Below are 14474 nucleotides of genomic sequence, written 5' to 3'. Positions count from 1 at the left end.
CCGATATGCCAAGTGCTGCTCGATTAGGTGATAGCTGCGCCGGTCATGGTTGTTTCCCGGCGACCCCCATCATTGCAGGTAGTGGTGATGTCATCATTAATGGCAAGCCTGCTGCACGTAAAGGTGATGCCGTGTTGCTCCATGCCTGCCCCTGTCCCAACATGCCCCATGGCATTCACAGTCGCGCCATCTCCGGTGGCTCCGGCAATGTGTTTATCAACGGTAAGGCGGCGGCAAGGGTGGGTGATGCCATCGGCTGTGGCGGTTCTGTTGCAGCAGGCAGTGGCAATGTGATCATTGGGGATAGCCCCTATCAATCCCCTGCCAAGAGCTGCGCCGAGCAAGCCGCCAAAAAGCGGCTGCCCTTGTTGGCGCTCTCGCCCATGTTGGTGCCATGGCAAACATTGCTTGAGTGGGCAGCTCCCGTCGCCTTGCCAGAGGTGGAAAAAACTTTGACAGAAGCACAGCGTAAGCTGCGCTATCAGGCGCGTAAACAATTATCCGAGCGTGCCGCCAAGGTGCCGGGATTGGCGGACGCAGGTAAACGTCTGGGCTTTAACAATGACAGTATCCTGCGTGCTGAGGCTGCGCAGTATGTCTATGCCGTGGATGAATTTACTCGCGGTGCGCGAACAGACCTGCTTGCTGCTCCTGTTGGCCTTGCTCAGGTAGATACCAAAAAAATACCCGGCCTGGAAAAGGCTGTGTTTACCGATAAAAAGAGTGGTTTTGGTGCCGCCTTGTTCAAATCCTCCATCAACAACGAGACCATGCTCACCTATCGGGGCACCAACAACGCGGTGACCGGTAAAATGGACTGGATGACCAATGGGGCTCAGGGGATTGGTTCGGAAACTAAGCAATACAATCAGGCGATGGATTTGGCGCGGCAGGTCAAACGGACTGTTGCTTCACCCTCATCCCCGTTGGTTGCCGTGGGGCATTCATTAGGGGGAGGATTGGCTTCCGCGGGAGTCGGTGTTACCGGCTTACCTGGGTACACATTCAACGCGGCCGGGTTACATGCCAATACAGTCAGCCGCAAAGGGGGTCTGCCACTGGATAAGGTAGGGGATCTGATTACAACCCAGGCGGTGGACGGTGAGGTGCTCACCATGGCGCAAGGGGTGGGGAAACTGGCAGTGCCCACTCTGTTTGCCGGTATTGGCAGTGCGATAGGGGGCTCGGGCGGGGCGGCTGTTGGTGGTGCCTTGGGAAGCCTGCTGCTGGCAGGTGGGGCACTCCCTGCTGCTGCTGGCAAGATGTTACCCTTGCCCTCGCAAGGGGGAAACCCCATAGCTCGCCACGGTATGGATCAAGTGATTGCCGGGATTGAAGCGCAGAAGAGTGAGGATATCGGTACCATTACCAGCAAACTTGGAGGAGTAAAATGATATGGGTTTCTCGTTTAAAAGTACTCTGCATTGGAGTGCTGGGTTTGTTATCGGCATGCCAAGTGGGAGGAAAAAGTATGCAAGCCAGTGAGTTTTTCCCCGCCCCGGTAGTGAAAGTGCTGGAAGCTATCCAGCGTGGTGATGAAGCCGCAGCCCGTCGTCAGATTGAGCGGGGGGTTGACCTGAATATTCAAGATGAAGAGGGCATTACCCCGTTATTATGGTTAATCCTTGAGACCAAAGACTACAAAGCGGTTGAACTTGCCCTGAAAGTGGGGGCAGACCCCAACTATAAAGATGGATTTGGTGATAATGCTGTTTGTTCTGTTGCAGGTTCTAAATATCCTGAATTGCTTCAGGTTGTCTTAGATGCGGGAGGTGATCCTAATTCTCTGGACAGAAATGGTGAACCCGCCATTTTCAATGCTATCGGTGAAGCGCGTTGGGCTGATATCAAGCTATTGGCTGAGCGTGGTGCAGATCTTAACCTGACCGATGGTCCTGGGCGTAATAGCGCGCTATATGGTGCATATATTGATAAGTATGAGGTTGTCTATTGGTTGTTACAGAATGGTGCCGATTATAAGGTGAGGGACAGCGGGGGTTCTGATTTGGCTTTCTCGGTAGAAGATAGCTTGTCACTGATGGATAAGTCCTCTCCTCAGTATCCTTGGGCGATTAAGGTAAAACAGTTCTTAGTTGATAAAGGTATTAAGTTTCCACCACTGACGCCTGCCGAAGTGCGTGAGCGTTGGGCTCGCGGAGAAAAAGTGTAGTGATGTGAGGCAGTGGTCTGGTATTCCCAGACCACTGCCTCACCATAAAAACATGTTGTTCTGTTAATCACGTCCATCGTGCTCTGCTGTCATGCTAGTCGGCACTTTTAACGCAATGCTGTAGGCGTGTGCTAATGAGCTTAATACGTCCTGTTAATGCAATAACTAGATAGGCATTTCGATGTCGTTACCTATATTCGATATTGTCAGGGATGAGACATCCAATCTATATGTCGTCATTGATATAAGTCAGTTTGATGGTGGCGTTGATTACTGGAAGTCGTTACATCATAGATGTTCAGAGGATTGGCGCTTATTGTCCAATGAACATGATGTACAGTGCTATCCAGATTCTGAGTTACTGCTGCTCTTTATCGAAGAAGGTGCAGCCACGGAAAGTCTGCTGTTGTGGCTGTTGTCTCATGAACGTTACCCTGACGTGGGTATTGTGCTGCTGACGACAACAGCCGGCATCGATGAGGTTCGGCAAGCTTGCATTGCTCGCCATGCCTGTGTTTACCCGGATGGACGACATGTCTTTTTCCCCTTTCACGAACCCACCCTGCTAAAGACATGGCTAGCAATGGCTGACTTGCCAACAAGACAGCAGTTTGAATCGCCATTTCTGGCGATGTATGTACCTGAGGTGGTCGATGCAAGTTATTCAACGTTGCAATTTGAATGTCTCGGAGAGTCAACCTCGTATACCAACCTGCCATCAAAAGGGTATGAGAACAGACTGAGTACCGAGAGTTATCGAGTGCTGACCAATCAGGCTCGCTATCAATATTTGGCAAGGACCCTGTTTGTCCGAGCCAGCGAGTATTATCCCTTTGAGTTGAGTATTGAGTGGCTGGAACGACGCTTTATCAGCGGTATTGCGTTGGCAAGGGAGTTATATCCCTCTGCATCGGAGAATGAGTGGGAGTCCTGGTCGGCGCATCGCTGGATTATAGGTTCAGATTATTATCGGCACCCTCAGTTTATTAAATTGGTTTCTCACTATTCGTTATCGATGGCCATTAAAAAATTCAAGATGGATACAGCGCTGGTCAGTGATTCACGGGCCCATTTCCATCGATGTGAATGGCTGTTTGGTCTGGTAGACGATAAAGGAGCGTAAGGTGTGAACGCAAGCAAGGTGATGATATCTGGCAAGCATCGGGATGATGACTGGCAACAGCTGCTTGATGGGCAAGGTCTGTTTATGTTTGCCGAAGCGGCCATCAATGAGGTAGTGCCGGGCTTGGCAGAAAAATGGGGCGGTAGCCTTGAGCAAACCAGACTGTATTGGGGGGCGACGGGAAAGCTGCATAGCACTATCTCCCCCTATCTCATCCCTGTTCATCGACAAAATTGGCTAGAGCTTCAGCGCCTTGTCACCCATCAACCCGGATGGGGCCTGATGTTTCAGCTCGACTGGTTCATGCTGGCCTATACGCCGCTTCAGCAGTTGCAAGCATTGCTGGCACATCTGCGGCAGTGGTCCTGGATAGATACACCTGAACATGAGACCGCCATATTGCGGCTCAGTGACTGGCAGGTGGCCAAGCCCCTCTTGATGGCAAGCTCTCCTGCCGAAGCCACTGCACTGTTTGGCCCTATCGCCAAGTTTATCGATGTGTTACCGGAGGGCGGTTGTGAATATCTCCAGCTCATTGAACGGGTCGAACATGACCTCGCTGGGCGTGCTCCGCAGCAGTTATCACCTGCACAGTGGACTGCATTGAACTCGCTGTCAGATCGAGTTGCACACGATGACTATGTCGCGCATATCCAGGCGCATCATCAAGTGGTTAAAGGGTGGCAACCAGAGCAATTGTTCTCTTTCGTCAAAGAGGGTGAGCGAGAGGCTATCTCCAATGGATTCAAAAACCAGCAGGATGTTATTCGCTTCTTGAGTTTAAAACTGGAAATGCCAGCGGGCTTTATGGCGCTTCCCTGGGCAAAAAAAATAATGGCTGAGCCGGCTGAACTGATTGGGCAACAAAACCGCATGGATAGGTTGTTTGAACAGGCACTTCATGAATTGGATAAGGGATAGGTTGAGGAGCTCATGAGTAAAAATAAAACAGCAAGCCTGATGTCCAGCGATGAGGCTGCCAAAAACAACTTTTCGACCGATAACATCATTTCTGGCGGTTGCGTAAAGTGTGGCTGTGAAGTCATCATCCATTATCATTATGACGATGGAAAGCCGGTCCCTAATGCCCCTTTTGTACTGACAGACAGTAATAAGAAAGAGATCAGTGGCAAGACGGATAAAAATGGGCTCTGTAAGATAAAAGACATGGGCTGTGGTCCTTTTGAGTTGCTAATGGAAGAGGGGAGTGATGAATTCAAACCCCAAGAAACCTTGCAAAACAACCCAGTCTTTCAATCCAATCCCGCCCATGCAGCATTGGCCGCTGAATATTTCACGCTGTTTCTTATTCTGCGTCAGCAAGGATTGATTGAGTATGATGCCTCTGACAGTGACGCAGATGAGGTGGATGTTGATGATGTCGGCATGCTCGGTGGAATTTTCAATAGTGTCCCGGATAAGTACAACCAGGCTTACAAGCGTTTTTGGGCGCTGGATAAAAAAATTAACAAGGGCAGCCGCGAGCTCAAAGTGGCGGTCAACAAGATACACCACAGTCTCGCTGCCGAGCTGGGTGATAAGGCCAGCAGCAATGAAGCGGTGCTCTTGGTGTGTGAAGTACTGCTGGGTTTTGTTCCTGTGGTCGGTCAGGTCATCGACCTGTATGCGATTGGTGAGTGGGGTTACGTCTCCTACAAGGAGCCGGCAAAGCTGGATGACAATCTGCACTTGGCGGGAGGAGCCCTGTGTTTGATTGGGGTTATCCCCGGCTTTGGTGATGCCATCAAGGTCAGTGGCAAGGCCATTATCAAGGCATTGAAACTGGGCGATAGGAAGTCAATTCAGTTTGCCATCAAGACCATTCGCAGTCTGTCTAATGGCAACTTGATTAAAGGGCTGACGGAGCTACGTTCCCAGATAACGACATATGGGCAAAAAGCCAAAGCCATCTTGCTGCAGGTGATTGCGGCATTGAAGAAAATGCTGATAGACCCGGCAAGCAACCGCTGGCTGATTGCCATGATGAAGGAGCAAATTACCGGGATTATCCACGCGCTGGAGAAACTCTCTGCAAAATACGACTCAGCACTTGCCTATATAGCTGCAAAATTTGATGAATTTATTGGCAAGGTGGTCACCCGAGTCACCGGCTCACCACGGGCTAAAGGGCGTGCTGATCTGCCAGAGGGTGTCAATGCTGGTCGCAACAAGGGGGATGGTGATCTCGATAAACCACCCACCGAAACAACGCAAGCTGGTCAGGCAGATGGCAATAACTGCGCCTCCACAAAAACGTGCCAAGGGAAAGGTGAGCCGGTCGATATGGCCACCGGTTTCGTGTTCGAACGCCGGGAGGATTGGCGCCTGGTCAGCCTGTTGCCTGTCGGGTTGACGCGTTACTACCGCTCGGGTGGGCAGCGCCGTCCCGGTATCCTGGGTACGCTCTGGCGTACGGAATGGGACATGTCACTGGAGCTGCAAGAGGGCATGGTTGTCTTCACCGATGGTGAATTTAACCAAGCCTTCTTTACCCTGCCTGATGAGGGGGCGTGGGCGCAAAGCCTCTCTAACCCTGAGTGGCGGCTGACCCGCTCCGAAGGTCTGTTGCAACTGCATCATTTGGATGGTCGTCGTTATGGGTTCGAGCATGCCCGTGGTCCCCACCTCTACCTGACGTCCATGAGCGATGCCTGTGGCAACACCATGCGCTGGGTATGGGAACGGGGACGGTTGGTACGCGTACTGCTAGCCGATGGCCGCTACATTCGAGTCAGCCATCAGGGGCGCAATGTCAGGGCGCTCACCCTGGTGACGTCGGAAGTTGACCCTCCGCGCCTGCTCTCACGTTATGAGTACGGTACCAATGGCGAGCTGCTTGAGGTGCGGGCCGGTGCCGGGCGCAGCTTTGATTATCAATATTCACCGCAAGGGTGGCTTACTCGCTGGAGCGACTTGGCCCAGACTTGGGTCGAGCACGAATACGATGCGCAGGGGCGCTGTCTGGCCAACCGCTGCGCCGACAACTATTGGAATGGCCACTTCCGTTATGACGATGCCAATCTTACCAGTTACTACCACAGTGGTTTTGGTGGCGTTACCGCCTATGTGAGGGATGAGCGTAACAACATCTTACTGCGCCGTGAGCCGGATGGTGGCGAGACTCGCTTTGAGTGGGTGAACAATCAGTTGGCGGCACTAGTCAATCCGCTGGACCAGCGTACCGAGTTTGAGCGTAACGAATGGGGGCAAGTCACCCAGGTTATTCTGCCCGATGGCACAACTCACCGTTATGGTTACGATGAGGCGGGCAGGCTGCAGGCCTATATCGACCCGCTCGGCCAACCTTGGCAATACAGCTATAACTCTCTGGGTCAGCTTGAGACGGTGACTAATCCTTTGGGGCAAACCTGGGGTCATGAATACACCCCTCAGGGACTGCTTGCGGCTATGACTGACCCGAGCGGGCTGCGCAGCCAGTGGCAATATAGCCCACGTGGCTTGCTGGCCCGCTACGAGCCGGCAGTGGGTGCTCCCTGGCGCTTTGACTATGACCCGCAGGACCGTTTGGTTGCCCGTTATCAGCAGAGCGACCAACAGCCCTTGGTACGCCGTTGGGAATATCGCCATAACGAGCAACAGCCAAGCAAGGTCATCTATGAAGATGGCACAGAGAGCCGCTTCGATTACGATATCGAGGGCAATCTGGTGCGACTGACCGATGCCTTGGGTCAGCAACATCAACTTGCCTATAGTGCCTTTGACAATCTCCAAAGCGTGACCGACCCACTAGGTGCTACCACCCGCTATCACTACAATGCCGAGAGCGAGTTTGCCGGCGTCACCAACAGCCAAGGGCGCAACTGGCGGTATGAATTTGACCACTGCGGCCGAGTGTCCAGAGAGGTGCATTACGACGGTCGCTGCTATGACTACCGTTACGATATGGCCGGACAGCTTGTCTTGCGTCGTGCGCCGGATAGCACCGAGCTGCACTATCACTACGATGCGTTGGGGCGATTGAGCCGAGTTGAAGCGTTGCGTGAGCATGGCGAGCGCGAGGGAGAGACTCATTTTGCCTATGACGCTGCCGGTCGTTTGCTGCGGGCCGGCAATGCAGATGCGGTGGTAGAATACGAGTGGGATACGCTGGGGCGGGTGGTGTGCGAGCGCGTCAATGGCGAGACGATAGAGAGCCGTTATGGTGAGGCTGGACAGCGCGAGGCGATAACCGGCTTGCTGGCACCACTAGGTCTGGATTGGGAGCAAGGGCGGCTGGCCCAGCTCACCGTGGGCAGCCGCCAGCCCCTGCACTTTGCCCACGACCAGCAAGGACGTGAACAGGTGCGCCAGAGCGAGGCCGGCTTTGCCCTGACACAAGGGTGGAGCGCCACCGGGCTCTTGCTCTCTCAATCCTTGGTGCCTGCCATAGGCACAGTGCCCGATACCTTGTCGCGCCACTATCAATATGATGCCCTTGACCGCCTGGTTGGGATCAAGGACAGCCACTGGGGCGAACAGGGCTGGAAGTTAAATGGCAATGGCCAGGTGGTGGCCGAGCGCAGCAAGCGCGGCCACGAGCGTCAGGCCCGGCTATTTGGCTATGATAGCGAGCTGAACCTCTGCGAGCTCTCCCACATCCTGCCAAGTGATGAGCAGCCGTTATCCAGCAAGCAAGCACAGGCCGAGCCGCTGCGTCAGTATGACGAAGCGGGCCGAGTCAGCCAGGTTGGGCAAAATCAGTACCGCTATGACAAATGCGGTCGCCTAACTGAAAAAGTGGTATCACGGCCCGGCTTTCGGCCCCAGACCTCGCAATTTCAATGGGATGCCCACGACCGCTTGCAGCGGGTAATGCTGCCTGATGGCAGTCGCTGGCGTTACCGCTACGACCCCTTTGGTCGGCGTATCGGCAAGGAGAGGGAAGGTCAGGTAAGCCAACTCACCGCGATCACCCGTGTCCATTACCGCTGGGACGGTGACCAGTTGGTACAACAACAAAGTTACCAAGCTGATGGCAACGCCGCCCGGCAGGTGCAGTGGGTGTATGAGCCGGGGAGCTTCAGGCCACTGGCCCAGTGGGAAGCCGGTGAACAGGATGAGCGTCTGCACTATATCGTGACTGACGTGGCGGGCACTGCTAGAGAGCTGTGCAGTGAAGAGGGAAATATTGTCTGGCGGGGTGAACAGCTGCTGTGGGGTCACCATCGCGCTGATGCGATACCACAACAGCTCAGACGTTTCCTGGGAGATGCGGCGAACGAAGAAATCTACTGCGAGCTGCGCTATCAGGGTCAGCTCTATGACCAGGAGACGGGTCTCTACTACAACCGTCATCGTTACTTTGACCCGGAGTTGGGGCAGTATATCTCATCAGACCCGATAGGCTTTGCGGGAGGATTAAGGCCACAGGGATATGTACGTAACCCGCTTGAATGGGTGGATCCGCTGGGGCTGGCGCAATGTCCATCCGTTGGAGCCAAGTCAGAAACGAAGATCAACTCAGGTAAAGATGCGCCGTCTGATAGTGGTATATATAGGTTTACTGATACAAACGGTAATGTATACACTGGATCGACAAATGACTACGGTACACGTATGAATCAACATATCGCGGATGGTAGGTTGGCTCCTGATTCTAAAGTAGAATTTACCCCGATTGATGCGCCAGGAAGAAGCGAAAACGGCGCTAGACGCGTAAGACGTTTTTATGAACAACAGGGTATCGGTTTCGATAGTAATGGTATACCGCTACCGAATAAGTCATCAGGTTTTAGAGCTGTTTCCCCGGAAAAATGGAAAAAATATACTGGGAGTGATGGACTTCCTGACTTCAACAACCCTTACTTTAATTGAGTGACTGCATGGACATTTCATCTTTTAAAAAATATATAAAGTTGGCGCCAGACAATGTATCAGAGTGGCAGAGGTGGGAGTGTTCATTGCCTACCTTCGATTCTATATTGCCGATTTTGGATTATGTATATAACTCCGAGTGGCAGCGAGATGATTGGAAAGCCATAAGGGCATTCATTCGGAAAGGTTATTTAGAGCAAAATAAATCATCTGAATTGGTTGGTGGAATTAAGCATGTTAACATATTTAACTCTAAAATAGATAATGTAAGAGTAGATGTGGCTATTTCATTGAACTGCTCCATCGTTCGTTCATTGGAGTCAATAGATTTATGCTCGAATTCAGTAGAGTCATTAAGTGTGACCCATGCAAGCAAACTCTCTGAGATTACCGGGAATATTCAAGGTTTAAGCTACTTATCTTTAAATAAATGTCAAAAATTAGATATTGGTTCTATCATTACAATGCTTGATAGCGTAAGAGTTCTAGATCTCAGTGGGAACCCACAGTTGTCCAGTATTGACGAGTTACGTGGAAATAAAAATATTTTTGCGTTGTATCTAGTTGAAACGAATGTAATTAAGGCTAAAGAGACAGTAGATGTATTGACTTCGATGCCAAACTTGAAAAAAATTTGGATTAAGGCAAACAAGAATGAGTTGGAGATTTTGAGAGAAGCTCTACCAGGGATTGTAAATTAAGCATGGAAAAAGTCAGAACATATAGGGCCGCAGGCTCGGTTAGCGAAACGTAATCGGACGTTCTTGAATAACAAATGAAAAGTAACCATAAAGACCCGGGACTATTACAGTGTTATGCATCACTAGCTGTACCCGATATTCTGTCTTGCCACTATCGTTACGATGTCCTCGACCACCTAGTTGGGGTGAATGAGGCGTTGTTTCCTAAATCAACCATCAAGAAACAACTGCCCTGGCTCCAAGTGACCGTTACTCTTGGGGTTTTCTGACTGGCAGACCAAAGGCGTTTAGTTTGTTTATCGCGCTCACATGCGCCATTACCTATCCAACTTGGCCGTTATAGTTAGCCTTGATCAAAATCCGGATCTAAGGCCGCAATCTCCACCTAATCTCACAGTTATCGATTGAGGGCTTGGCAAACTGGTGCGACTCGGGGCACACAGCGGTACATTCATCAGCTCGAGTTGGGAGTCGAACAACCCTTGTATAGCTCTCAAGGTGAGGTTGAAAATTCCCTTTAGCATCAGGAAGGTACGGATGATCTGGTCGGTGGCCCCGTCGTCCGTGATGGTCGTGGTAGAACTAGTTGTTCACGGCGTTGGCATCAACCTACAAGGTGAGAGAGCCACGAGAAATCAAAAACTTGTTGTATTGAGAGCAATTAGTGATGGGGTGAAGCGCCTTGCCAATGAATGCTGACTTGAAGGGAATGGTGGTGACCAGATCACCGCCTCGTCATTGATGTACTCTGAGACGTTGACAAGGATGATTAACTTTTTACGAGGTTGAGCTCATCGTTTAGTACTTGAACCACCTGATAGACAAGGGCTAATAGCCAGGGAAGGCGCCGCATCAGCTTTATGTCCATCAGGTGGCTGCGTAGCATAACGGATCAGCCTGCAATAAAGCAGTGCCTCATCCGTAACTTTTCCACTCTGCGAAGATTTTCTCCATGACACATCGAGCCTTATGGCTAGCGCTAGCAGCCAGTATGCTTACAGCCTGTTCTTCCACTGCGTCACTCACTGATGCTGAGCTATCCCAAGCCGCAAAGCAGGGGGATGGCCGAGCCCAATATGAACTGGCTAAACGTCTGGCCAGCCAACCTGATTACCCCAACGCCATGCACTGGATGCAGCAAGCGGCAAAGCAGTCGGGCCCCTTGGCCGCCGATCAGCAGATCCGCGCCAACGCCGCGTGGCAAGTGGGTGACTGGTATCAAGCTGGGCTCGGTGAGCCCAAAAGTCCGGTGCTTGCTACACAGTGGTGGCAGCGTTCAGCTCGTCTTGGCAACACCAATGCCAGCTATCGGCTGGGGCTGATGTGTCAGGAGCAGCATCAAGGCAAGCTGGTGAGCGAATGCCTCGATTGGTTCGAGCAGTCTGCCAAGCAGGATCATGCTGAAGCTCAGTTGATCCTGGCCCGGTGGTACAGCACACAACCGGGGGCCGATACGGACGCCGTCAAGTGGCTTGAGCGGTCTGCAGAGCTTGGCAACCGTGATGCCCAGTACCTGCTGGGCGAGCGCTATGCACAAAGTAAAGGGGCTGCAAAGCGGCCGGATCTTGCCCAACGCTGGAATGACAAAGCGGCTGCTCAGCAGCAACCGGACGCTTTGTTACAGCAAGCCAGGCAGGCCGCCCCCACCCATGCGTTCGCAGCGTATCAACGGGCTGCCAATGCGGGTTCTGCCGAAGCCGAACTCTGGCTTGGCATGGCTTATCTGGCGGGAGAAAAGGTCGCAGCAGACCCGGCCTTGGGACGTTACTGGCTGGAGCTGGCTGCAGGGCACGGTTCCCATGAAGCCGAGTACCAACTGAGCTTGCAGCAGGTAGACCGGGAGCAGCAGGTCTACTGGTTAGAGAAGGCTGCTGACGGTGGCGTAACCCATGCGTTGTTCGAACTGGCGGAGCTACAGCATAAACAAGGTGAACTGGAGCAGGCCAGAGCCAGTTATGCCGAGGCAGCCCAACAAGGGCACATTGTCGCGCAGTACACCTACGGTGAGATGTTGCGTCTCGGTCAGGGGGGCAAAGAAGATTACGCGCTGGCTCTCAAGCAGTATCGCCTGGCGGCCCAGCAAGGTGACCGGATGGCTCAATACCGTATGGGGACTATGCGTGAAGAGGGACTGGGGGCTCCTCGTAACCGGGTGCATGCCTACGCCTGGCTCTCATTGGCTGCCACTGAAGGGATGCCGGAGGCGGTGAAGGCCCGTGACGAGTTGGAAGCAGAAATGACCAAACCGGAAGTCAAACAAGCACAGAAACTCTCTGAGTACTGGTTTGGCAAGATGTCATCAACGGCTAAGAAAAGCTAAAAAAAGAACATAGAAGGAAGCAGCCGGATTCGTGCACGAGGTAACCATATAGCAGAAGGTGACCTATCGGATTGGACGCTAAATAAGGCAGAACCGCTGGCCTCCAAAAGGCCCCAAAGAATACAGTCCACGGTAGTGGAATTGTATTCTTTGGGGCAAACTGGCGCCCAACAAAAAACTGCTTGGTACTTTTTGTTGGGCGTATTCACGCTCAAATCTTGTAGTCATATCGGCAGAGCATAGGACGCGGTGTACGGAGCTTGGGATTGTTGGGGGTGATCACTAGATCTGCAGGCAGCATGAATGTATCCACGAGCAGCGAGAACCCTATATCCACTAGTGTCAACGGGATGGTAAATAGTAGCAAAAGGGGGGCTGCCAACACGGATATAACCATGCACTCTTCACCATTATCCACCGCTGTCTTAACACTGGAGTAAGGGTGGCCCCAAGTTGAATCTTTTCCCATTCTTGATGTTATTGTTGCGCATCCCGTGAGAGACAAGCATATGGCCAACCAAATCAATAAACGCATAAAAGCTTCATATTTTATTTGTGGAAAACTGTATTACTTCGGTCTGGCCCATTTGCCTGTTCATCAGAACCATATCTGGTTTTATTCGAAGTGTTCAGTTTGAGAAAGTGGGCATTTTAGTACAGGCGATTAGATATAATCCAGATAGTAACTGTCCGCGAACAAGAACTAGCCCTACACTGCGCTGTTGTGTGCTTCTTGACTATGTTGTTGCATAGGGGCCTCACACCTCATGTAAATACTCTTTGATATCTGGCTCGCAAAAAAAAGAACATAGAAGGAAGCGGCCATCGGCCGCTTCCTTCTTAGGTCTGATTGCGCTGAAAACTCAACGTTTACCGAATGTCCCTTGGATTACGTTCCCCATAACATCAGGTGATTTTTCTACTTCATGTTGGGCTATTTGATGTTTCACAATATCCCCCCACCGAAGAAATAAACTCCTCAGTTTTTCAGGGTTACGTAAAGCACCCGCCTGATAAGTTCGCAGGAGTTTGTCACTGATCTGGTGGTTCAGCATATGCTCTATCTCTAGAGGTCCTGCACCAAGTTCAATTCCACAGCAGTTTGCAACACTGCGCCGCAGGTCGTGTACGCTAAAAGGCTCAAGTTCAGCCAGCTTACGCTTTTGTAGCCGGTCAAGGGCGCGCATAAGTGCGTCACCTGTGATGGCATGACCCAGCTTCGTCGTCGATTCGAACACATATGGACTGGTAGAGGAGGTTATCATTCGCTGCTCTGAAATGATTTCCTGAGCCAAAGGCGACAAGGTCACCACATGCGGGCGCCCATTTTTGGTTTCCGGAATCGTCCAGCGATCACCATCCAAGTGTGCCCACTGCATCGATATCACTTCACCTCGACGAACCGCGCTCAATATGACGATTTTAATTGCATTGGCGACACTTCCAGAAAGAACAGAAGTCGTAGCAATGCCACGGCCACCAGCTGTTAACGCTCCGCCACCTTCAACGCCCTCTTCTAATGCATGCCACAAGGCTCGTAATTCAGAGATTGGTAGCCAACGCTCTCGAGGTGGATTGGGGGTCGCATTGTAAACTTTGGGTTTGAGTGCCAACGTGGGGCTCATCTCGATAAGCTGTCGTCGCATAGCCTCCTCCATCACCTGGTTCATTATCCCCATTGCTTTGCGAAGCCCTTCCAGAGAGACCTTCTGTAGCTTCTGATAGTGTTGGTGGAGGACGGCCATGGTGATATCGCAAACTCGATATTTACCAAGGACCTTTTGCAAGTGTGTTTGGTAGATTCGACGATAATCAGTGACGGTTCGAAGGCTAATCTCTGATCGAACGCCATCACGGCGTTTTACGCTGGCTTTGTGGCTAAGCCATTGCTCAAACAGTTCATCAAGCACGAGCATCTGTTCGTTCTTTTGTTTAGCTTCTGCAACAACCTGACGGGGATCGATGCCCTGTTTGACTTGCCCCACCGCAACACAATGTCGTTCACGAGCTTGAGCAAGTCCCATCGCAGGGTATAGTCCAAGTACCATGGTTTGTTGCTTGCCAAGTAGCCTAAATCTATACACGAAGCGTTTTTGCTTACCGGCCCGAACCTCGAGTGATAACCCGTTACCATGTTTAGAGCTGATAGCAAATCGGGTTGCGGTTGCACCTTCTTTAAGCTCTGCTGCCGCGACTTGTCGATCTTGAGAAATCATCCTAAAACCTCGTATTGGGGTACCACATGGGGTACCACATGGGGTACCACATGGGGTACCACATTTGGCATCGTATAGGGTTGTATGTCGTTGGACAAGAGTGAATTTGACGTATATTTAAGTCATTGAA

At 51.7% G+C, this 14474-nt stretch carries 9 protein-coding genes and 1 pseudogene; 7 read left to right on the top strand and 3 right to left on the bottom strand.

The genetic code is table 11. From position 1 onward, the window contains the following. The first annotated feature begins 5 nt into the window (after window positions 1–5). From ACW5XD_RS13620 to ACW5XD_RS13595, 6 genes are all read left to right on the top strand, one after another. The gene (locus tag ACW5XD_RS13620; protein ID WP_456495352.1) at window positions 6–1394 is read left to right on the top strand and encodes a PAAR domain-containing protein; all 1389 of its coding nucleotides are present in this window, start codon (window positions 6–8) and stop codon (window positions 1392–1394) included. Window positions 1395–1471: 77 nt separating this feature from the next. Continuing rightward, the gene (locus ACW5XD_RS13615; protein WP_456495351.1) at window positions 1472–2170 is read left to right on the top strand and encodes an ankyrin repeat domain-containing protein; all 699 of its coding nucleotides are present in this window, start codon (window positions 1472–1474) and stop codon (window positions 2168–2170) included. 181 nt (window positions 2171–2351) lie between these two features. Further along, the gene (locus tag ACW5XD_RS13610; RefSeq protein WP_456495350.1) at window positions 2352–3293 is read left to right on the top strand and encodes a DUF4123 domain-containing protein; all 942 of its coding nucleotides are present in this window, start codon (window positions 2352–2354) and stop codon (window positions 3291–3293) included. A gap of 3 nt (window positions 3294–3296) precedes the next feature. Continuing rightward, on the top strand, window positions 3297–4214 hold the full coding sequence (locus ACW5XD_RS13605; RefSeq protein ID WP_456495349.1) for a DUF4123 domain-containing protein: 918 nt from the start codon (window positions 3297–3299) through the stop codon (window positions 4212–4214). 12 nt (window positions 4215–4226) lie between these two features. Further along, window positions 4227–9107, top strand: coding sequence for an RHS repeat-associated core domain-containing protein (locus tag ACW5XD_RS13600; protein ID WP_456495348.1), 4881 nt, complete (start codon window positions 4227–4229; stop codon window positions 9105–9107). An 8-nt stretch (window positions 9108–9115) separates the two neighbouring features. Further along, window positions 9116–9808 carry a hypothetical protein gene (locus ACW5XD_RS13595; protein WP_456495347.1) on the top strand — a complete coding sequence of 231 codons (693 nt, stop codon included), beginning with the start codon at window positions 9116–9118 and terminating at the stop codon, window positions 9806–9808. A 386-nt stretch (window positions 9809–10194) separates the two neighbouring features. Here the strand turns inward: ACW5XD_RS13595 and ACW5XD_RS13590 are convergent. Next, window positions 10195–10498 (bottom strand): annotated as a pseudogene (locus tag ACW5XD_RS13590) (transposase); the annotation flags it as partial. A 262-nt stretch (window positions 10499–10760) separates the two neighbouring features. On the opposite strand from ACW5XD_RS13590, the gene ACW5XD_RS13585 reads away from it, so the two are divergent. Continuing rightward, window positions 10761–12128 (top strand): tetratricopeptide repeat protein, encoded by a 1368-nt coding sequence (locus ACW5XD_RS13585; RefSeq protein WP_456495346.1) that lies wholly within the window; start codon window positions 10761–10763, stop codon window positions 12126–12128. A 211-nt stretch (window positions 12129–12339) separates the two neighbouring features. Here the strand turns inward: ACW5XD_RS13585 and ACW5XD_RS13580 are convergent, their stop codons facing one another. Together ACW5XD_RS13580 and ACW5XD_RS13575 are read right to left on the bottom strand one after the other, a co-directional pair. Further along, entirely contained in the window at window positions 12340–12597 is a 258-nt protein-coding gene (locus tag ACW5XD_RS13580) for a YceK/YidQ family lipoprotein (RefSeq protein ID WP_456495417.1), read from the bottom strand. A gap of 394 nt (window positions 12598–12991) precedes the next feature. Beyond that, a complete protein-coding gene (locus tag ACW5XD_RS13575) occupies window positions 12992–14344 on the bottom strand; it encodes a tyrosine-type recombinase/integrase (protein WP_335873516.1) in 1353 nt (450 codons plus the stop codon). Window positions 14345–14474: the final 130 nt, after the last annotated feature.

The sequence above is a fragment of the Aeromonas enterica genome (assembly GCF_054052465.1).
Note: the sequence above shows the minus strand (reverse complement) of the source record. Positions and strands in the feature narration are given on the sequence as shown.